Annotated in this window: 16 protein-coding genes and 1 tRNA gene; 8 read left to right on the top strand and 9 right to left on the bottom strand. The window is 39.6% G+C overall.

Going from position 1 to position 21,638, the window contains the following annotated elements:
* The first annotated feature begins 2 nt into the window (after positions 1-2).
* The gene (sucD, locus tag ABWU87_RS09090) at positions 3-887 is read left to right on the top strand and encodes a succinate--CoA ligase subunit alpha (protein ID WP_353330056.1); all 885 of its coding nucleotides are present in this window, start codon (positions 3-5) and stop codon (positions 885-887) included.
* Between the two features lie 268 nt (positions 888-1,155).
* On the opposite strand, the gene ABWU87_RS09085 is transcribed toward sucD, so the two are convergent.
* The 4 genes from ABWU87_RS09085 to ABWU87_RS09070 all read right to left on the bottom strand — a co-directional run bounded on the left by ABWU87_RS09085 (position 1,156) and on the right by ABWU87_RS09070 (position 4,877).
* Positions 1,156-2,388 (bottom strand): PLP-dependent transferase, encoded by a 1,233-nt coding sequence (locus tag ABWU87_RS09085; protein ID WP_353330054.1) that lies wholly within the window; start codon positions 2,386-2,388, stop codon positions 1,156-1,158.
* A 205-nt stretch (positions 2,389-2,593) separates the two neighbouring features.
* The gene (gene rny, locus ABWU87_RS09080) at positions 2,594-4,126 is read right to left on the bottom strand and encodes a ribonuclease Y (protein ID WP_353330052.1); all 1,533 of its coding nucleotides are present in this window, start codon (positions 4,124-4,126) and stop codon (positions 2,594-2,596) included.
* 118 nt (positions 4,127-4,244) lie between these two features.
* Positions 4,245-4,559 carry a cell division protein ZapA gene (locus tag ABWU87_RS09075; RefSeq protein WP_353330050.1) on the bottom strand — a complete coding sequence of 105 codons (315 nt, stop codon included), beginning with the start codon at positions 4,557-4,559 and terminating at the stop codon, positions 4,245-4,247.
* Positions 4,560-4,583: 24 nt separating this feature from the next.
* Positions 4,584-4,877, bottom strand: a complete 294-nt coding sequence (locus tag ABWU87_RS09070; RefSeq protein WP_353330048.1) for a hypothetical protein — start codon at positions 4,875-4,877, stop codon at positions 4,584-4,586.
* A gap of 270 nt (positions 4,878-5,147) precedes the next feature.
* Between ABWU87_RS09070 and ABWU87_RS09065 the strand changes: the two genes are divergently transcribed.
* Positions 5,148-5,714 carry a nucleosidase gene (locus ABWU87_RS09065; RefSeq protein ID WP_353330046.1) on the top strand — a complete coding sequence of 189 codons (567 nt, stop codon included), beginning with the start codon at positions 5,148-5,150 and terminating at the stop codon, positions 5,712-5,714.
* Positions 5,715-5,851: 137 nt separating this feature from the next.
* Here the strand turns inward: ABWU87_RS09065 and ABWU87_RS09060 are convergent.
* The 3 genes from ABWU87_RS09060 to ABWU87_RS09050 form a co-directional block, all read right to left on the bottom strand.
* Positions 5,852-5,924 (bottom strand) — tRNA-Trp (locus ABWU87_RS09060).
* Between the two features lie 53 nt (positions 5,925-5,977).
* On the bottom strand, positions 5,978-6,175 hold the full coding sequence (locus ABWU87_RS09055) for a hypothetical protein (RefSeq protein WP_353330045.1): 198 nt from the start codon (positions 6,173-6,175) through the stop codon (positions 5,978-5,980).
* Positions 6,176-6,257: 82 nt separating this feature from the next.
* Complete coding sequence (locus ABWU87_RS09050; RefSeq protein WP_353330043.1) at positions 6,258-7,466, bottom strand: uracil-xanthine permease family protein; 1,209 nt, start codon at positions 7,464-7,466, stop codon at positions 6,258-6,260.
* 428 nt (positions 7,467-7,894) lie between these two features.
* Here ABWU87_RS09050 and ABWU87_RS09045 point away from each other — a divergent pair, with 428 nt between their 5' ends.
* Entirely contained in the window at positions 7,895-8,647 is a 753-nt protein-coding gene (locus ABWU87_RS09045) for a DUF169 domain-containing protein (RefSeq protein WP_353330041.1), read from the top strand.
* A gap of 234 nt (positions 8,648-8,881) precedes the next feature.
* Here ABWU87_RS09045 and ABWU87_RS09040 read toward each other — a convergent pair whose 3' ends face one another.
* Positions 8,882-9,739, bottom strand: a complete 858-nt coding sequence (locus ABWU87_RS09040; protein WP_353330039.1) for an HAD family hydrolase — start codon at positions 9,737-9,739, stop codon at positions 8,882-8,884.
* Positions 9,740-10,265: 526 nt separating this feature from the next.
* Between ABWU87_RS09040 and ABWU87_RS09035 the strand changes: the two genes are divergently transcribed.
* The gene (locus ABWU87_RS09035; RefSeq protein ID WP_353330037.1) at positions 10,266-11,474 is read left to right on the top strand and encodes a glycoside hydrolase family 88 protein; all 1,209 of its coding nucleotides are present in this window, start codon (positions 10,266-10,268) and stop codon (positions 11,472-11,474) included.
* Positions 11,475-11,775: 301 nt separating this feature from the next.
* Here the strand turns inward: ABWU87_RS09035 and ABWU87_RS09030 are convergent, their stop codons facing one another.
* Positions 11,776-13,134: a sulfatase family protein gene (locus ABWU87_RS09030; protein WP_353330035.1), complete on the bottom strand. Its 1,359-nt coding sequence runs from the start codon at positions 13,132-13,134 to the stop codon at positions 11,776-11,778.
* A 292-nt stretch (positions 13,135-13,426) separates the two neighbouring features.
* Here ABWU87_RS09030 and ABWU87_RS09025 point away from each other — a divergent pair, with 292 nt between their 5' ends.
* The 4 genes from ABWU87_RS09025 to ABWU87_RS09010 all read left to right on the top strand — a co-directional run bounded on the left by ABWU87_RS09025 (position 13,427) and on the right by ABWU87_RS09010 (position 21,598).
* Positions 13,427-16,348 (top strand): chondroitinase family polysaccharide lyase, encoded by a 2,922-nt coding sequence (locus ABWU87_RS09025; RefSeq protein WP_353330033.1) that lies wholly within the window; start codon positions 13,427-13,429, stop codon positions 16,346-16,348.
* Between the two features lie 109 nt (positions 16,349-16,457).
* A complete protein-coding gene (locus ABWU87_RS09020; RefSeq protein ID WP_353330031.1) occupies positions 16,458-19,592 on the top strand; it encodes a SusC/RagA family TonB-linked outer membrane protein in 3,135 nt (1,044 codons plus the stop codon).
* A gap of 18 nt (positions 19,593-19,610) precedes the next feature.
* Entirely contained in the window at positions 19,611-21,206 is a 1,596-nt protein-coding gene (locus ABWU87_RS09015; RefSeq protein ID WP_353330029.1) for a RagB/SusD family nutrient uptake outer membrane protein, read from the top strand.
* A 32-nt stretch (positions 21,207-21,238) separates the two neighbouring features.
* Positions 21,239-21,598, top strand: coding sequence for a DUF5017 domain-containing protein (locus ABWU87_RS09010; RefSeq protein ID WP_353330028.1), 360 nt, complete (start codon positions 21,239-21,241; stop codon positions 21,596-21,598).
* The last annotated feature ends 40 nt before the right edge of the window (positions 21,599-21,638 follow it).

Raw genomic sequence — 21,638 nt, 5'->3', positions numbered from 1 at the left:
ATATGAGTATTCTTATAAATGAATCAACACGCCTGGTTGTACAAGGTATCACCGGTAGAGACGGATACTTTCATGCCATGAAAATGAAAGCCTACGGAACGAATGTGGTTGCAGGCACATCTCCCGGAAAAGGGGGAAGCATGGTTGAAAATATTCCTGTGTTTAATACCATGTATGAAGCGGTTGACCAGACCGGTGCTAATACTTCTATTGTTTTTGTGCCGGCTCCTTTTGCTGCCGATGCCATAATGGAAGCTGCCGATGCTGGTATCGGACTTATTATATGTATTACAGAAGGGATTCCCACACTGGATGCGATCAAAGCTTATAATTTTGTACAGCAGAAAGGAGCTGTATTGATCGGGCCCAATAGTCCTGGAGTTATCTCTCCAGGTAAAAGTATGACAGGAATTATGCCTTCTCATATATTTACCCGTGGTGGTGTAGGTATCATCAGTCGTAGTGGTACCCTTACTTACGAAGTTGTATCTCATCTTACAGCAAAAGGGCTGGGTCAGTCAACCGCCATTGGTATTGGAGGTGATAAGGTGGTTGGACTTTATTTTCGTGAATTGCTGGAACAATTTGAAAAAGATAAAGAGACACAGTCTATTGTTTTGATTGGAGAAATTGGCGGCAATGCGGAAGAGCGTGCCGCGGAGTTTATCCGCTGGCAAATTACCAAACCGGTAGTTGTATTCATTGCCGGACAGTATGCTCCATTCGATAAAGAAATGGGGCATGCCGGAGCTATTATTTCGGGCGGTCGAGGTACCGCTGCGGAAAAGATCGCAGCCTTTGAGGCGGCTGGGGTGACAGTAGCCAGAGATCCTTCAATGATTCCGAAGCTGATCATTGAAAATCAATTAAAAAAAATCATGGTCTGAATAAATAACTGACCCTGTGAATAGTCTCGCTCGGTAATCAGATTATGTGGATGAGGCTGTCTATAAGATGCTTTCTACGACCATATAGGAGAAAATATATTTTAAAGACAGCCTTTTTGTTTTTTCTGATTTAAACACTTTTATCTTATATCAGAATATTCTGGTAAGATTATGGCTCATTAAGTTTACAGCCCTTTTAAAGGTTGACTATCTCTTTATTTTATAATGCTTTATGCCGTTTTGTTTCTGCTAGGGATAAAAAGACAATTTAATCCAAAGCTTGTCTAATATCATCAAATAGATCTTCCGCACTTTCCAGACCGACAGATAACCGGATGGTTTTGGGGCTTACATCCATACTTTGACGTTGCTCTTCTGTAAAAGTTCCGTAGATTGTACTGGCGGGATGAATAGCTAATGTCTTATTATCGAAAAGATTGGTGGCCCGGCGTATAAGTCCTAGTTTATTCATGAAACGAAAACAATCATTTTTAGATGCAAGATCAAAGGTAAACATTGCTCCCGGATAAGGACCGAATTGCGCTTTACTTAATTCATAATACGGGTTATCTTCTAATCCTGTATAGTTAACTGCTTCGATTTCCTTCAACGATTGTAGCTTTTGGGCTAGTTTAAGGCAGGTTGCTGCCTGGCGTTCGTAACGTACCTCCAATGTTTCCAGTCCAAGAGTTTGCATATAAGCCACCTGTGGAATCATATAGGCTCCTAAGTTTCGATGAATTTCTTTTCGTAGTTTTGTTGTGAAAGCACTCTTGCCGAATTGAGCAACCATGTCTTTCAACTTAGGTGATTGCCCCCAGTCGAAAGTACCATAATCCAGAATAAGTCCTCCCAGGCTAGTGGCTCCTCCCGATATATATTTGGTGCTAGAAACAATCTCAATGTCAATTCCAAAGTCTTTTGCTTTGAAAATATTAAAAGGAACTACCGTGGTATCAGCTATCAAAGGAATACCATTCTCTTTTCCGATGTCAGAGAGCTTTTTCAAGTCTGCCACTTCCAATTGCGGATTGGTTATGACTTCAAGAAATATTGCACATGTATTTTTATCTACTTTTGTTCTGACATCTTCCGGGTTGGTTAGGTCGCAGAAGCGAACTTCAACTCCAAACGCTCCTAATGTATTCTTTATAAACGAATATGTATTTCCGAAAAGATGAGTAGAAGTGATGATGTTTGCTCCCTGATAAGCCACAACAATCAATGCATTACTGATTGCTGCCATTCCTGAGTTAAGAGCTGTGACACTCAGTGCTCCGGTAACGACACGCACTCTTTTTTCGAAATATTCCACTGTAGGATTAGTTATGCGGGAGTAAGCATGTTCGGCAGTCTGACCACAAAAAGCCGCCTCCATGGCTTCCGCCGAATCAAACTCGTATGCAGCAGTGTTATATACAGGCATTGCCAGAGAATGGTATGCATCCTCTTTTTCAAAAAGTGTGTGTAATACTTGAGATTCAAAACTAATATCTTTCATCTTGTTCTTTATTACCTATTGATTTCTTTATTCTTAATTTATATACAAAAATAAAGCAGAATTGTTTATTCCGGAAATAAAAGAAATTTTTTCTCGCAAATATACCATGTTTGTGGTATATAAAACGGTGATTGAGGTGATGTATAAAAAAAAGAGGCTATCCACTTATATGTGGTAGCCTCTCTTATATTAATGTATCTCTTATTTATTTGGCAAAGCTAATAGAGCGGGTTTCACGGATAACCGTGATTTTCACCTGTCCCGGATAAGTCATTTCATCCTGAATCTTTTTAGCTATTTCAGTAGACAGATTCTCGGTTGCCTTATCGTCAATCTTATCAGCACCTACAATTACACGAAGTTCACGACCTGCCTGGATAGCATAAGTCTTGGTTACTCCAGGATAAGACATTGCAAGCTGTTCAAGGTCATTCAGGCGTTTGATATAAGCTTCCACAATTTCGCGACGTGCTCCCGGACGTGCTCCTGAGATGGCATCACAAACCTGTACGATTGGAGCAAACAGGCTGGTCATCTCGGTTTCGTCATGGTGAGCGCCGATTGCATTGCAGATATCTGGTTTCTCTTTGAATTTCTCGGCCAGCTTCATACCAAGTAATGCGTGTGGCAATTCTGGTTCTTCATCTGGTACTTTACCAATATCGTGAAGCAATCCGGCACGTTTTGCTTTCTTCGGGTTCAGTCCCAGTTCAGCAGCCATTACAGCACAGAGATTAGCTGTTTCGCGAGCATGCTGCAACAGATTCTGACCGTAAGAAGAACGGTATTTCATTTTACCGATAATTCTGATCAACTCAGGGTGAAGTCCGTGAATTCCCAAATCGATGGTTGTGCGTTTACCGGTTTCAATAATTTCCTCTTCCACTTGTTTACGAACTTTAGCAACCACCTCTTCAATGCGGGCGGGGTGGATACGTCCATCAGTTACCAGTTGGTGAAGTGCCAAGCGGGCAATCTCACGGCGAACTGGGTCGAATGCTGATAATACGATTGCTTCAGGGGTATCATCAACCACGATTTCTACTCCGGTTGCTGCTTCCAGTGCTCGGATATTACGCCCTTCACGTCCGATGATACGTCCTTTTATTTCATCACTTTCGATGTGGAACACAGTAACCGAGTTCTCGATAGCTGTTTCCGTAGCTACACGTTGAATGGACTGGATAACGATTCTTTTTGCTTCCCTGTTAGCTGTTAGTTTTGCATCATCCATGATATCGTTTATATAAGATGAAGCTTCTGTCTTGGCTTCTTCTTTAAGCGATTCAATTAGTCTGCCTTTTGCTTCGTCGGCAGAGAGACCGGAAATTGTTTCCAGTTTTTCTCTTTCCTGGTGTTGCAGTTTCTCCAGCTCTTCTTTTTTCTTCTCAACGATTCCAAGCTGAACCTCCAGATTTTCTTTCACAGCTTCTGCTTCAGCTTTTTTGCGCTGTATCTCTTCCTGTTTTTGATTCAGTACAAGCTCTCTTTGTTTTAACTTGTTTTCGGCCTGTTGAATCTTCTGATTGCGGATAGCTACTTCTTTTTCAAGGTCTGCTTTTTTATTGAGGAATTTCTCTTTTACCTCCAGAAGCTTGTTCTTCTTAATTACCTCCGCTTCCACTTGGGCTTCTTTAATTGTGCTTTCGTACTTTGATTTTAGAATATATCTAAACAAAACGTAAGAAAGAGAGCCTCCAATGATAAAGCATAAAATAGATGCTATTATTACGTTCATTACAATTAATTTAATTTATAAATAAAAACGCACTACTTATGCACCGGAACTCTCTTTTTCCGGGCATCAGCAGTGCGGGGTTAATATTCTTAAAAAATGGTAGACTGGTGACCTACTTTTACTCTTTTCTGAAGTGCTCCTCCAATTCCTGGGTCAGTTCTTCAATTTTATTAGTAAAAGGCGAAGTATCGTTCTTGCTTTCCAATTTCAGATTATTGCATGCGAAATCAAAAGCTACCATAGACAGAAAATCTTTTTGTTCATATTCTCTGGCTCCCGGATTTCCGGTTGGCTTATACATGGAACGATATACGTTCATTCTATCATTCACCTGCTTTGCAGCTTTCCTGAACAACTCTTCCTCATCGCGATTGATGGTCATTGTATAAGGAGCATCTGCTATCTGCAGGTTAATTTTTATCTTATCGTTCATACATCTTCTTCTATTGCCTGTTAATTATTCATTTAATAAAGCGATGCATTTGTCGACTTCCCGCACTAATTTAGACAATCTTTGCTTGGTATCTTTTACCTCACAGTCTGTAATGCTTATTGTCTTTGCTACTTTCAAATTTGCGTATGCTATTTCCAGTTCATTATAGTTACTTCTCAGCTTTGCGACCTCTTCTTCTTTTTTCCCAAGAAGTTGCTTCATTTCTGCATTTTCACGTCTAAGCTCGTCATGCAAATACATCAAATGTCTAAGTCTTGCCTCAAAGGTGCTTAATAACTTTTTATCTTCTTCTGTCATTTCTACGCCCAAATTGTACACAAAAATACAATTAAGTCTGAAATATACAAAAAAATCCTATGAAAATTACGGATATTTATTGAAAAAAGTATTCTGACATCCTGTAATCTCTTTTTAATAAGAACGATTCTTTGTGATACCGTATTTGTTAAAGATGTGTGCAAATCATACAAGCAACAATTAATTTATCTGTCTTTGCTTCAATCTATCATCTGGAAAAGTGTTTTTGTTCTATTCATTTTTCTATCTTTGCATCAAAATAATTGATTTATGTTGAACGTTTTGATTACTCATGCAGTGAATGACGAGCTGGTTAAAGTAAATATGCCCGATTGTCAGATTAAATATATACGTACCGGCATTGGTAAAGTAAAAGCTGCTATCCGACTGATGGATGCTTTAACTGAATTTTCTCCTGATGTTGTTCTAAATATGGGAACTGCGGGGACAGTGTCTCATAATGTTGGTGATGTGTTTGTATGTCGTCATTTTATTGACAGAGATCTTCAGAAAGTAGGAGCACTTAATCTACAATATGAAATAGACTCTTCATTCTTGCTTTCTGAGAAGGGGCTTTGTTTAGGCTGGGATCATGATGGGGTATGCAATACCGGTGATAGTTTTCTGACTGAGCCATCCGGTTCGTCAGGAGATGTTTTTGATATGGAAGCATATGCTCAGGCACAGGTTTGTTTGCTTAAAAACATTCCCTTCATTTCGGTAAAATATGTAACAGATAAAATAGGCGAAAATTCAATTAAGCATTGGGAAGATAAGTTGGCTGATGCCAGAAAAGGGTTAGCTAAGTTTTTGGAAGAACGCATTTTAGTGCGATAAATGAATTAATATTAAACAAATGCATAAGGACGGAATCTGTTTGTTACTAGAACTGTTGTAATGTTTTACAATGCTTGCTTTTTTGAGTAAATCTTGGTGGATTTTCTGTTATGTGAAAATCAGGGAAAGAATAAAAGCACGGAAGGAGAGGCTCGAACTCCCGACACCCGGTTTTGGAGACCGGTGCTCTACCAACTGAGCTACTTCCGTGTTTGCGGTTGCAAAGGTAATGCAATATTTTATATATGCAATACCTGCTTTAATTATTTCTTGTTTCTATTTGCTCTTTTCCTTCTATATTCGGCCTTCATTTTGGCTGCTCCCGAACCGTGAGCTCCTTTGATATAGGTCGTTTTTTTTGCTTTTGTTTTAATTTTAGGTTCTTCTTTTTTACCAAAAGAGGAGTCTTTGCCCTTTTTAAAAACAATGCCTTCCGTCAGTACTTTTTTGTCAATGCTCATATAATCTGATAGTTAGTTTCTTATAAAAATGTAGCCCACACTTTAGTGCGGGCTACAAAGATACAATATTTCTTTCAATGGTTTACTTTACTGTCTCTTCTTGTTTTTTTTCCTTAGGCAGTATCAGATTGAGTACAACCCCCAGAATTGCGGCAAGCCCTATTCCAGTCATAGAGAAGCTTCCGATTTCAAGTACAGCACCTCCGATACCGAAGGTTAATATCAATGACACAATAATCATGTTGCGTGGTTCGCCCAGATTTGTTCTTGCATGAATTAAGTTGTTAATACCCACTGAGGCGATTGTACCAAACAAAAGTAGCATAATCCCACCTAATACAGCATTCGGAATGATTTTAAGCAATGCGCTGACTTTTCCTATTACTGAGAAAACGATACCAGTTACGGCAGCAATGCGAATTACTCCGGGAGCAGTAACTTTAGTTAAAGACATGGCCCCTATCACTTCAGAATAAGTTGTTACGGGAGGGCCACCTACTGTACCTGCTACCATACATGCCAATCCGTCTCCAAGAAGACTTCTGTGTAATCCGGGGTCTTTCACAAAGTCTTTTCCCGTTACATCATTAACTGCATAAATGTTACCAATGTGTTCAATTACCGGTGCGATGGCAACCGGAGTCATGAATAAGATTGCTTCCCAGGAGAATACCGGAGTCACAAATTTGGGAAGTGAGAGCCAAGGAGCGTTTATTACAGATGTAAAGTCGACACTGTAAAAGAGAACGGCGACAATGAAACCAACAATTATTCCTGCAAAAATGGGAATCAGTTTTAACAATCCTTTTCCTAATAGAGTAACCAGTACGGCTGTGATTAATGAACAAAGAGCCAATACCCAGTTTTCCTTGGCCATATTTACCCCTGCTCCGCACAGAGAGATACCAATCAAAATAATTACAGGGCCAATAACCACCGGTGGGAAAATAGTTCGGATAAAACTTGCCCCTCTCCATTTTATAATTGCACTGAACAGGGCATAAACTAAACCTACAGCTACCATTCCGGAAAGAGTTCCCGGTAGTCCGTACAATTCAGTAGCTTTAATAATGGGAGCGATAAATGCGAAACTACTACCCAAAAAAATAGGTACTTTACCTTTCGTTAATAAATGAAAGATTAAAGTACCTATTCCTGCTGTGCAAAGAGCTGTTGAGGGATCGAGCCCTACGAGCAGTGGAACCAGCACAGTAGCTCCGAATGCCACAAATAAAAATTGAACACCGACTATTGTTTTATGCAGCGGGCTCAGTTGTTTGTCATTGTCCATATAATAATCAAGGGTTTAATTAAAAATCGGGCAAAGTTCGTTTTTTATTTTCATACTTCAAAATTGAAGTTCCATTTTTCAGGAAAATAATGCATAAATAATAAAAATCAGCTTGGCTGAATCAACAAATCAAAATGGGCGGTTTATAAATTGTCCATTGCGCAGTATCCTTTGTTTTTTCTCCATTTCACTAAGGGCAAGGATCCTTCCTTCTTAATGTAAAAAAAATAACTGAATATCTTTTTCTTATATGGAATCAATTAACAGTAGGCAGTCTGGCTAAAATATAATTAATCGAGCTGTCTTAAATATAGCTTTTTGATTTAAATCATTTTCTGGAATGCAAAATAAAACAGAATCATAAACTTCCATCAGAAAAGAATGTTATATTTATACGTTCTTTTGTTATAGTTATATCTTAAAGCATTATGGAAAAAATATTAAAAGAGAGATTCATTCTATTGTGGCAGAAATATTTTCCCAACGCAGAGTTGCCACTTACGTTTCAATACTCGGATGACACGATGGGGACAGAAGAAGAAAAGCCTGTTTCGGGACACCGGTGTATCTTTGCGCAACTTTCAAAAGTAAGAAGGGGTGATTCTATCTGCATGCAAGAGGAATCGGTATGCTGTGGAGGTGGGAAACGGTATCTAGGGTTTTCTCAGAAGATGTTTCTGGAATTTGAATATTTCCTTTCTCATGATAAGGCGGGTGAGGGCGAGCGTTATAAACGAACACCTGAACTAGTTAATGAGTGCATGAAGCAGTTTTCACCACTTCCCGTCAAAAAGAACATAATCTTTAAGCGGTGGGACAGGCTTAATGAACAAGATACCCCACTAGCAGTTGTTTTTTTCGCAACTCCGGATGTTGTTTCGGGGCTGTTTACACTTACTTGTTTTAATAGTGCGGCTTTCGATGCGGTAATCACTCCTTTTGGTGCTGGTTGTGCATCCATTGTGTATTATCCCTATCGGGAAGAGTTGGATGGAACAAAGCGTGCCGTGCTTGGGCTTTTCGATCCGTCTGCGCGTAAGTTTGTAAAAGGAGATATCTTATCTTTTTCAATTCCTTTCTTGAAATTCAAAGAAATGATCGATGAAATGGAAGAGAGTTTCCTTATTACTGATAGTTGGTCTAAAATTAGAGGAAGAATGGGACTTCCCAAAACGGAATAAATTTAGAATGTAAGTATTAGTTGTATTTTACGTCTGCATTTATATCGCATTTTTGATATCACCTAATGTTGCCCGTTTTTAAGAATAATAACCTCGGAAAAGAATACCTAATATAAATCGATATAATAGGAAACGACCTAACCAATTATAAATTTAAAAATATAATTATGACGATTCATATAAATGTTAAAATTTAATTTTAAACAAAAATATATGTCGATTATGTTGACCCTGTTAACCTGCCTTATCTTTATGCAGCCTCATCAGTTCATTAAATTCTGAATCGGCCTTTATTTTGTCAATGATTGTTTTAACTACCTGGTCAACTTCTTTTCCTAGTGAATAATCAGCGGGGCATACAAAGTTCACTCGGTTTTCGTTAATCAGTTTTTCCGCTACTTCTCGCTTCCTGTTTCCGGGTTGGTACACAGCTATGGAATGTCCGCCCTGTTGTTTAACCAATTTCATGCAGGGAATATCTGTTTCCCCATCACCAAAATAAATCATGTGACTAAAAGGGATCCGCCGATCGGACTCTTTTATGAATTGGTTTATCTTTATTGTATCACTTACACTGGTAATTCCTTTATTGATTTTAAATAGAAACTGAGTCTTGTTGGTGAAGTTCACGGCAATAGCCGGCCATTGTGCAATGCCGTCTAAGCTATATAGGTAAGAACAGGCATATATCTGGTTGAACCTTTTCCCAATCCGGGTTCCTTCAATCATCTCTTTAAGACCCGATGAGTTGATGTAATGTTCAATAATCACCCCTTTTTCTTTCCCGTATTCGTTAATCCGATCGAACCACTCTTCCACACCAGTGAAGAGTTCCACATTTTCTCCGAATTGCTGAAAGCTTTCTTTTTTCAGCGAAATGCCATTATCCTGTGCTTTTCGGAGCATCAAAAACATATAGGTTAGCACCTTATCTGCATCCTGCGCTTCGGCCAGTTCCTGGTTTTCCCTCCAGAACTCTTCTTTGTTCTTACCTATTGCCTGAATAAATGCATACTCCTGCATGTTGCCCGGGGAAAGAGTTCCGTCGAAATCGTATATCAATGCCACAACAGGTTTCTCGCTTTTCTTCATATATTCTTTTTGTTAATAGACAAACATATATAAAAATATTCAAATATAATCTGCACAGGTAGGAATAAATATCTTGTGCTTCCTATTTTAGATATGTGGATATTTAAACGTCATGTCGCAATGAAATATTTGGCGTAAATTCATTGATTTAGTTTCGTTATCGATAGTGAAATTACTCCAAAACGGCTTGTTGATAACGAAATGAATGATTTTTGCATAAAACTTGTACAATAAGGGTACCTCACTAATCGCTGTTTGTTCTATTTTCGTAACGTCAACTATTAGAGTGTAAATCATGAAAAACAATCGATTAACGGCATTTCTTCTAATGCTCTTTTTAACAGCCATACACACCGGTATTTATACGGAACAGGATTTGTTCAAATGCAAATCGATTTCAAACCATTGAAAAAATTCTGGTTAATGATAGGAAGTTATGTTCTTGTTAGGAGTGCATCTCACTAACAGCAAGAAATGGAGAAAAAAAGATTATGAGAAATAGAAATAATAAAATGATAAGAAAAATATGAAATTGATTAAATTGTCCTATGTTGCTATAGCTGTGTTATTCACGTCGTGCGCAACCAAGCCTTTGGAGTCGAAAAATTTTTTAAAAGACGATATAGAGTTTTCCAGAAAACAAATTGGCAAGGAAATCTCAGTTATCGAAAAGAGTGGGAAAGTTCTGAATCCCGTCACCTTGAAGAAAGATGGTTCAGTGTTCTATTGTGATTATGATGACTGGCGTAGTGGCTTTTTCCCCGGCTCGGTTTGGTATCTCTACCAATTGACAGGGGACAAGAGTTATCTTCCATTGGCTAAGAAATATACTGGAGCCATTGAAGATGCTAAGAATCTTAAATGGCATCATGATGTGGGATTTATAATTGAGTGCAGTTTCGGGAATGGGTATAAAGTAACAAAAGATCCTGCATACAAAGATGTAATTATCCAGACAGCCAAATCGCTTTCCACTCGTTTTCGTGAAAAGGCAGGAATCATTCAGTCTTGGAATGTAGACAAAGGATGGCAGTCAGAACGTGGTTGGGAATGTCCTGTTATTATTGATAATATGATGAATCTTGAACTATTATTCAATGCAACCCGCTTGTCGGGCGATTCTACGTTCTATAATATAGCTGTGAAACATGCCAACAGAACAATGGCAGAGCATTTTCGTCCGGACGGAAGTTGCTATCATGTGATTGATTACAGTTTGACGGACGGATCAGTGAGACACCGTCATACTGCTCAGGGATATTCTCACGAATCAGCTTGGTCACGCGGACAGGCATGGGCAATCTATGGATTCGCTGTTTGTTACCGTGAAACCGGGAACCGTGCTTATCTGAATCAGGCACTTAAAACATTTGGCTTCATGAAGAATCATCCTCGCATGCCTAAAGATCTCATTCCTTACTGGGATATGGATGCTCCTAATATTCCAAACGAACCACGCGATGTGTCTTCTGCAACTTGCATGGCAGCTGCGTTGTACATGATTAGTACATTTGATGTGCCCAATGCATCTTCGTATAAATCATATGCAGACAGCATCATGTTCTCATTGAGCACTCCTGCTTACAGGGCAAAACTAGGTACCAACGGAAACTTCCTATTGATGCATTCTGTGGGCAGTATTCCTCACAATAGCGAAATTGATACTCCATTGAACTATGCCGATTATTATTTCCTCGAAGCATTGAAATGGAAAAAGGATTTGGAGTCAAGATAGTGATCGTTTTTATCATTTAATGAATTAAAATTTAGGGGCTGTCCTGTCGGAACAGCCCTTTTTTTATTTTCTTTTTCTTCGTGCTTCAATCTGATGTCGTTTTAAATGTTCAATTCTCGAGAGTTAATTTTATTTTTTGGATGGCTTTATCCTGTATGAGTTTTTATAAAGTTCAATAATAAAAAGAACCATTCCAATCCGATATTATGGATTTGAAATGGCTCTTAATGTTTGCCTTAAGCTGGCTTATGACAATCTATAACTTTCGTGTTTTTAAATTCCAGCCTTAAAATAGTGACTTTTATTCTGCAGGAATTATTTCCCGGCCTGTCGTCTCTATTCCGCATTTCTTTATCCATTCTGTAAGATATCGGCGATGTTTGTTGAGCTCAACATTGTATTTACTTTCCACAGCCAGATTTACCTGTTCATTTTTATCGTTTTGGATGTCATACAGTTGCTCGCGGTTGCGACCTTTATCATACAGTACATATTTATATCGGGGGGTCCGGACCATCCATCCTCGTGTAACCGATTTATCAAACTGAGTTTCAGTTACTACATATTCATTAATTTGCTGTTCTTTTTTGTTCTCCAGAATTGGTCGCAGGCTTTTGCCCAAGCAATAATCAGGAGTATGGGCCCCGGCAAAATCACAGAGGGTTGGCATCAGATCCAATCCGTTGTTTATTATCTCTTTCCGGATTGTTCCTGCCAGTTTTTTTTGAGGCATTCTTACAATAAATGGAATATTCACCACTTCTTCAAACAGAGCCGATTTTTGATTCCATTGATGAGCACCAGTTCCGTCTCCATGATCGCTTGAGAAAATAATGATAGTATTTTCAGTCAAGTGGTTATCATCCAGTGCTTTCAGGATTTTACCTATTTCTGCATCTACAATCTCAGTTAATCTGAAATATGCATTGCGGTATCTTCTCCAGTCGTCCTCTGAGTAGTTAATCACGGGGTAGGTGGGAAAGCTCTGCATCTGCTCATTTCTTATAATTTCCGCTTCATAGGGAGAAGGTTGGAAATTACCAGGTAGATTCGGGCAATCGGCTATTGCTGGTTCTTTTATCTGTGCAAAAGGAAGTACCTGATTGCGTGCATATTCGCAGATGTTATGCGGATTATCAAAAGATGCCACCAGAAAGAACGGTTCTTTTTTCTGTTGATTGATGAACTTTATGCACGATTCTGCCAGTCCGTAGTCGTTATGTTCATGTAAAACTGTAAAGCCGTATGTTTTCTCATTCCCTTTGCTTATGGACAGACTGGATTCAGGCAGATGCCACTTGCCGGCATAGGCACAATTATATCCCGCTTCCGAAAGGACTGTCCCGATAGTACTGTTTTTGTATTTTTCTGGGAAGTTGGTGTTGTTTTTCAGCATGTTCAGAGTACCGGGAGTAACACCTGTTATCATGGCTGCCCTTGATGGGGTGCTGAGTGGAGCTGCACAATATGCTTCCGTAAAACGTACTCCTTCTCTTGCAAGACGATCCATATTAGGTGTACTCAGATTCAGGTTGCCGGCACAACTCATGGCCGAAGCTGTTTGCTGGTCAGTGAAAATATACACAATATTGGGTTGCTGTGCAGTCAGCTGCGCGGCATAAGTCAGTCCGGTTAGACCGGTAAATAAGATTTTTTTCATTTGCTATGCACTCCTTTCATAGTTTATATATAAGATAAAGGCAAAAATAATATTTCATATTAATAAGTACTTTTGATGATGTACAAAAAAGGTTGCTAAATCGTTCACAAGTGCTTTATAATCCAATTTTCCGGCATTTTTAAGGATGTATTATTTTTGCCTATTTTTGTACGATTTATGCAGTTGTCGAATCATTATAGACTCTATTTTTGTCCGGTGAATGAGAAATAATATCTCTGATTTGCTGTTTATAACCGAACTTTATTATTTAAAAAACATATATTTCGATACCATGAAAAACCTGATTCTGACACTTTCTTTACTTGGAGCATTTTCAACCGGACTGAAGGCGGCTGATTATGGATTTGAAGATTCTGTTCCCAAATCCATTTCGGTTATTAAGGGGGGAAACTTGTCGTTAAGCGATTCCTATTTTAAAGAAGGGAAAAAATCGCTGAAATGGGACTGGGTTTCAAATTCCTCATTGTGCCTGATTGATTCCCTTGAAATGCCTGGGGCTGCCAAGAGTGCCGACGGAGGAATCACGTTATGGATTTATAATGAAAAGCCTGTTGCCGATCACCTTCATTTTGTATTCGAAACAGCAAAGGGAGAAAAAGGCTATGAGTTCAGCTTCAACCTATCATATAAAGGATGGCGTGCCTGTTGGATAAAATTCAGTGATATGAAGAAAACCCAGCTCGCTTCAGGAAAAATAGTAAAGATGCTTGTTTCTTCACCATCCTCTGTTGCAAAAGGTTCGGTTTATCTGGACCGGATGAAGATTACCGCTAAGACGTTAAGCGATCGCATTACCCCCGACCTTCAGATAGATGAAAACAACAATAATCTAAAGAGAGATTTATGGCATTGGTGTCGCCTATGGGAATGGGAACAATATAAATATGATGTATCTGTTCCTACAAATCTGACGACAGAAGGGAGTTCTGCACTTAAAGAGATGGAAAAAAGACTCGATGCAGCACTCAAACCAGATGATGTTAACACAAAAGAACTAAATAAAGTCGAGAAAACATATTCAGCAGCGGGAATCGCCCGTGTAGGTGACCATATGACTGGAAAACCCTTGGTGTCAAACGATGAACTGCAAAAAAAGAATGGCGAACTGAGTCTCACTGATATTAATGATATGCTGATTGCATTTGCTCAAGATTGGGTGATTAGTGCAAACAGCAGTTCTCTAAAGAAATATTTCGAAGTGCTGGATTATGCTATTGAACAAGGAATGGCATATGGAAGTGGTATGGGAACAAATCACCATTATGGATACCAGACACGCGATATTTTCAGATCTGCCTGGATAATGAGAAATGAAATTCGCAAATCAGAAAACAGCTCTGAATACATCAAAACGCTTTGTTACTGGAGTGGACTGCAAGAATCACGAATACCATATCAATATGGTCGTGACGAACTTTTGGATACTTGGCATACGCTGTTACAGGCGAAACTGATTTGTGCTATGATGATTACTGAAGAGAAAGAGCGTTACCGTGCAGTGCAAGCACTTTCCAGATGGGTATCGGGTTCAATGGCTTTCACACCCGGAACAATCGGAGGTATTAAGATAGATGGCACCACCTTTCACCACGGGGGCTTTTATCCGGCTTATTCTGTAGGAGCTTTTGCAGCATTAGGAAACTATCTGATGGTTACCAATGCTACTCCTTTTATGATTTCAGAATCAGCTAGAAAGAATTTTAAGCTTGCATTACAAACAATACGAAATTATACAAATCTGAAAGACTGGGGAATTGGAATCTGCGGACGCCACCCGTTCAGTGGAAAAATACCAGATGAAGACATCAATGCTTTTGCCTATCTGGCTCAGGCAGGAGACCTGACTGGAAAAGGAGAGGCCTTTGATCGTGAACTGGCATCCGACTTTCTTCGCTTTGGCACTGGAAACAAACAATTGGCCAAAACTCTTCGGAAAGCAGGTGTTGTTGAGTCTGCCAATCCCGAAGGATTCTGGGCATACAATTACGGGGCTTTCGGAATTCACCGCCGCAACAACTGGATGGTTACTCTGAAAGGCTATAATACTGATGTGTGGAATTCGGAGATTTATACAAAGGATAATCGCTACGGAAGATATCAGAGCTACGGGTCAGTACAAATTATCGGTTCGGGCAAACCAGTAACTCAGAAAGAAAGTGGTTTTGAAGAAAACGGATGGGATTGGAACCGTGTTCCGGGAACCACAACCATTCATTTGCCTCTCGAAATGCTTGAATCACCATTCAAGGGAACACAAATGGAACATTCACCTGAACATTTTGCCGGAGCATCATCTCTTGAAGGAAAAAATGGAGTATTTGCCATGAAACTGTTGGAGCGAAATCGTCCAACATTTACTCCGGGATTTAAAGCCCGCAAATCGGTTTTTTGCTTCGATAATCGCTTAGTCTGTCTGGGAACAGGTATCACAAACAATAATCAGAAGTATCCTACTGAAACAACATTGTTCCAGGTCGCTTTGAAAGAACCTGCTGAACCGATGGTTGTCGATAATGCAGAAACTACGACATTCCCATTTGAAAGTGAGTTCGATAGCCAGCATGGACTGATCTGTTCGGATACCAAAGGAAACTATTATTATGTAAAAAACTCAGGTCATGTAAAAGTGATGAGACAGCATCAACGCTCTTTTGAGAACAAAACAAAAAAACTGACAGAAGGAGATTTTGCATCAGCCTGTCTTGTACATGGCACTGCACCGGATAATCAGGAATACGAATACATGGTTCTGATTCAACCGGATAAAAACCAACTAAAAAAGATCGGTAAAGAGAACTATTCAGTTCTGAGAAAAGATAGCATTGTACATGCTGTTCGTGATAATCAGACAAACATTACCGGATACGCCATCTTTGAGGATTTTGTATCGACCGATAAATCTTCTGAAATCCAGAAGAGTGATAGGGAGCTGTTGGTGATGACAAAACCAGTTGGCGATAATCAGAAAATAATGAGTGTCTGCATGCCCGACCTCAATATATCGGAGAAGAGTTACACAACCAAAGAATCCAGTAAACCGGCTGTTAAGCAGATTACGCTCAACGGAAATTGGAAAGTTGCTCTGGAGATGGATAATGTTAAGGCTGTAACTTCGTCTGACAAGAAGAGCACCTCTTTGCAGGTAACCTGTGTGGATGGCAGACCAGTTGAGTTTACATTAATGAAATATTGAAATATTAGCTTGTTTAATTTGTCTTTATATTAATTTTAAAAACCATGATTTTTTGATTTTGAACGCATCGGAGAAAAATTTAATTAAAGATCCTTTAATCTTATATAGTATGATAAAATCAAATTTTAAATTGTTTATTGCTTTCTTTCTCTTTACAGCATTTACGGTCGTACCGGTATTTGCTCAAGTGAGGATAAGCGGTACTGTGAAAGACAAATCCGGTGAGGGATTGCCGGGTGTAAATGTTGTTGTAAAAGGGAAAACTGCTGGTACAGTTACCGATATTAACGGTAAATTTACTATTCAGACTACACCAAAGGATGTGCTGAAGTTTTCCTTTATGGGATTCAAAACCCAGGAAGTTTCTGTTGGAAATCAGAAAGTTATTAGTGTAACACTCGAAGAAAATGCGGTAAGCATTGAGGAAGTGGTAGTAGTAGCTGTCGGCTACGGTGATGTGAAGAGAAAAGACCTGACAGGGTCCGTGGCTAAAGCAAATGTAACAGACATGCTGAAAGCACCGGTTACTTCGATTGATCAGGCGCTGGGCGGACGTATTTCTGGTGTTCAGGTATCATCAAATGATGGTGTGCCAGGTGCAGGAATGAATATTGTTATTCGCGGTAACAATTCACTGACTCAAAGTAGTGAACCTTTATATGTTATCGACGGATTTCCAATGGAGTCATCCAATGCCAGCTCACTGAACCCTAACGATATTGAGTCAATCGATATTCTGAAAGATGCCTCAGCCACTGCTATTTATGGTGCCCGTGGTGCCAATGGGGTTGTGATTATTACTACCAAAAGTGGAAAAGAAGGACGTCCGGTTGTGACATACAACGGAAGTGTTTCAATGCAGAATGTTTCAAAAACCATCCCTCTGATGAATGGTTATGAATTTGTAAAATTACAGCAGGAAATTACTACTCCCGAAGATATGGCAAGCTCTTACTACAAAGATGGACGTACTCTGGAGTCTTACAGTGATATGCCATACTATGACTGGCAGGATGAAATTTTCCGTACAGCGATAACTAATAACCACTATGTTTCACTTACCGGTAAAAAAGACGATCTAAAATATGCAGCTTCTCTTTCTGCCACAAATCAGCAAGGAGTAATCATTGCATCCGACTTTAACCGTTATCAGGGTCGTTTAAATCTTGAACAGAGAGTAAGCGACAAGCTTCGTGTGACCATGAATGCCAACTATGCGCGTGCAATCACCAACGGTTCTGCTCCCTCCACTTCTTCATGGAGTGCAACGAATAACCTGATGTATAGTGTATGGGGATATCGTCCGGTTTCTCCGTCGGGTACTGATTTACTGGATGAATTGGTTGACCCGGATGTAAATATGGCAGAAGATTATCGTTTCAACCCTGTATTGTCTGCAAGAAATGAATACCGTAAACGCGTAAATGACGACCTTTCTGCAAATGCATCTCTTGAATATGAATTTATCAAAAACCTGAAACTAAAAGTATCCGGCGGATACCACTTGGTAAACTACAGACGCGAAGAGTTTAACGGTCCCAATACGCGTACAGGTAATACAAACCCGAAGAATACCCAGAGCAAGGGAAACAATGCTTACCTTTATGAAAGCGAAAGTCGCGGTTGGTTGAATGAGAATGTATTGACTTACGCATACTCTAAAAAGAAACACAACTTAAATCTTCTGGCCGGTATTACTTTCCAAGGTAATTATGCCTCAAACCATGATATAACAGTAAACCATATTACCAACGAATCGTTTGGTATGGCCGGTTTAGGTAAAGGAGACCCCCCCGTTGTAAATGCATCTCTAAGCGAAAATACCATGATGTCTTATCTGGCTCGTCTTAACTATAATTACAAGTCTAAGTATTATCTAACTCTCTCATACAGAGCCGATGGTTCATCTAAGTTTCCTGTTGATAACCGCTGGGGATATTTCCCTTCTGGATCAGTAGCATGGAACTTCAGCCGTGAAGAAGCAGTTAAGAAACTGGGATGGTTGTCAAACGGTAAACTGAGACTGAGCTGGGGTAAAACCGGAAACAACCGTGTATCAGATTTTGCTTCATTGGCAAAACTCTATACAGGTATCTCTACTGAGTATGTATATGACAATGCCTATTCAACTGGATATATCCTTTCATCAATGGCTAATGAAAAGCTGAAGTGGGAAACAACCGAACAGTACGACCTTGGTCTTGACCTGGGATTCTTCCAGGATCGCATCCGACTGACAACAGATGTTTATCGCAAGAATACTTACGATCTACTTTTGTATGCTGATCTGCCTCCAACATCAGGTTTCTCTTCAACATACATGAATATAGGACGTATGCGTAATGAAGGTGTAGAATTTACATTAGAAACAGATAATATCAAAAACAAAAATTTCCAGTGGAGCAGTAGTTTCAATATTGCTTTCAATGTTGGAAAGATCAAAGGCCTGAGCCTTAACCAGGAATCCATGCTTAACTCTGTAGCATTTGATAACAAATACAACAGTCAGTATGCATATATCTCCATGCTTAACCGTCCTTCAGGAATGATGTATGGTTTCTTATATGACGGAACATATAAATACGAAGATTTTGATGTTACTCCTACAGGTGCTTATGTCTTGAAGAGCGGAATTCCAAATAATACCGCAAGCCGTGAAGTAATTCAACCGGGAGATCCTAAATATGTGGATATTAACAAAGATGGCGTAGTAAATGACAACGACCGTACCATCATTGGTCGCGGCCAGCCTAAACATACTGGTGGTTTCACTAATAACTTTACCTACAAGAATTTTGAACTGAATATATTCTTCCAGTGGAGTTACGGCAACGATATCTTAAATGCGAACCGGTTGTTCTTCGAAAATCCTGCTAAGAGAAAGAATACAAATATGTATGCTTCGTACATTAACCGTTGGACTGCGGAAAATCCTACAAGTAACATTCCTCGTGCTGATGCTCAGGGTTCTCAGCAATATTCATCTTTGTATGTGGAAGATGGTTCATTCCTTCGTTTGAAAAATGTGTCATTGGGCTATAACGTACCAACTTCACTGATCAAGAGAGTGGGTATCAAGAGTGCAAAAGTTTCTTTGTCGGCAGAAAATCTATTCACCATTACCGATTATTCCGGATTCGATCCTGAAGTATCTGTAAGACACTCTGCGTTAACACCAGGATTCGACTATTCTGCTTATCCTCGTTCAAGAAGCTTTTCTTTTGGTCTGAACCTGACATTATAACCTTAAAAGCGAATTATTATGTATACCAAATATAGAATTAAATCAATCTTGATAGCTGCAGCAATGACCTCTGTATTGTCTTCTTGCAGCAACTTTCTGGAGACAGAGCCTTCTGATTTTGTGGCTCCGGAAACCTACTATAAAAATGCCGAAGAGGTGTATAATGCCCTGACAGGGGTGTACAGTACCATTCACCAAGAAACAGTTTATGGGAACAACTATTCCTGTTTGATTTCAGGAGTAGATGATCTGAGCTACTACGACCGTAACAATATCTCCGGTGAGGTTTATGTCAATGACCATACACCCGGTAATACGATCCTGTTGGATACATGGACTGCCCTTTATGCCGGAATTAATAATGCAAACCTGCTTCTGGAAAAGATTGACGGGGCTACTATGGACGAATCACTTCGTACTCGTTACAAAGGAGAAGCACGTTTCCTGAGAGCATATTATCATTTTCTGCTAGCACAGGCATGGGGAGATGTTCCTATGAAAACGGAGTCTCAAAAGGATGTAACAAAAGTGAATACACCGAAAAGCACACAGGCTGAAGTGCTCGATTTCGTAATCAATGAAATGGAAGCATGTGTGGATATGGTAGACAATACAGTTTATAATCCTTCAGTTTCTCATGTTAAGAAGACTGTTGTAGAAGGTGTGTTGGCACGTGTATGTCTTACCCGTGCAGGATATCCGTCAAATGGAGGTAAGCCTTACTATGAAAAAGCTCTTCGTTGGGCAAACGAAGTGAAGAACTCCGGTAAACACGATCTGAATCCCGATGTTTATGCATTGTTTAAAAATATGGCCAGTGACAAGGTGGATACGAAATATAATGAATCCATCTGGGAAGCTGAATTCCTTGGCAACCGTACAGAAGGACACTATTCTGCCGGACGTATCGGTAATGTGAACGGTATTCTGAATAATGCCGATCCAAATATTGCAAACGGTGACGGATATGGTTACGGATTTTTCTCCAGTACTACCATTCTTTGGGATCTTTACCTGAAAACTCAGAATGGAACAACTCCGGATGCACGCCGCGACTTATCAATGGCGCCTTATACTTATAACAAAGGTGTGAAGACCAACTGGGCGGCTACGAACATTGTACAACGTAACTGCGGTAAATTCCGCCGTGAATGGGAAACATTGTTCCCGAAAGATAAAAACCGTACACCCGAAAACTTCCCGCTTCTTCGCTATGCAGATGTATTGCTAATGATTGCTGAGGCCGACAATGAAGTAAATCAGGGTCCTACCGTTTTGGCTTACGAATGCATTAACAAAGTAAGAGCAAGAGCAGGAGTACTTCCGTTAAGCGGATTGTCTTACGACCAATTTAAACAGGAACTGAAAGATGAACGCGGACGCGAACTTTGCTTCGAAGGTCTTCGTAAATACGACCTGGTACGCTGGGGTGACTATGTAACTGCTGTTCATGATAATCTGGGAGCTGCCGTGGCCAATACTTCACGTTGGCAAACAGCAAAAGGATTTGCGGCACTTTATGCAAAAAGAACGGAAAAGAGACATGAGTTCCTTCCAATCCCAACTAAAGAGCTTGGATTGAATAAGGCGTTGGTTCAAAATCCGTTGTGGTAATATTAGTTCAAATCTCTAAAAATCAGATAATCATGAAACTAAAACATATTTTTGCAATACTGCTCATGTTCATAGGACTATCATCGTGTGATAAAGCACTCGAAGATGTTGACTTTAATGTTGCATTGAGCGAATCAAATACCTATGCAGCCGGTTCGGATGTGGTGTTTAAAATATCGGGAACTCCCAACTGGGTTACTTTCTATTCTGGTAAAACAGGAGCTGTCTATCCAGCAGGAGGCGTGGCAATTAAGAATATATCAAACTCTTTGACCACATATTCTTTTAAGTATGCCGATCCAGGAACCTATGTTGTAACATTCCTCGCCGGGAATACCAATTATGACGGAGAAAAAACAGTTGTGAAAGAACTTACAATCACAATTAATTAGTGTGTTTATTTGTTTGTTGGAATGAAAAGGGGTGACCGCA

This window comes from Bacteroides sedimenti, from assembly GCF_040365225.1.
GTDB lineage: Bacteria > Bacteroidota > Bacteroidia > Bacteroidales > Bacteroidaceae > Bacteroides > Bacteroides sedimenti.
This window is presented reverse-complemented; position numbering and strand designations above follow the sequence as displayed.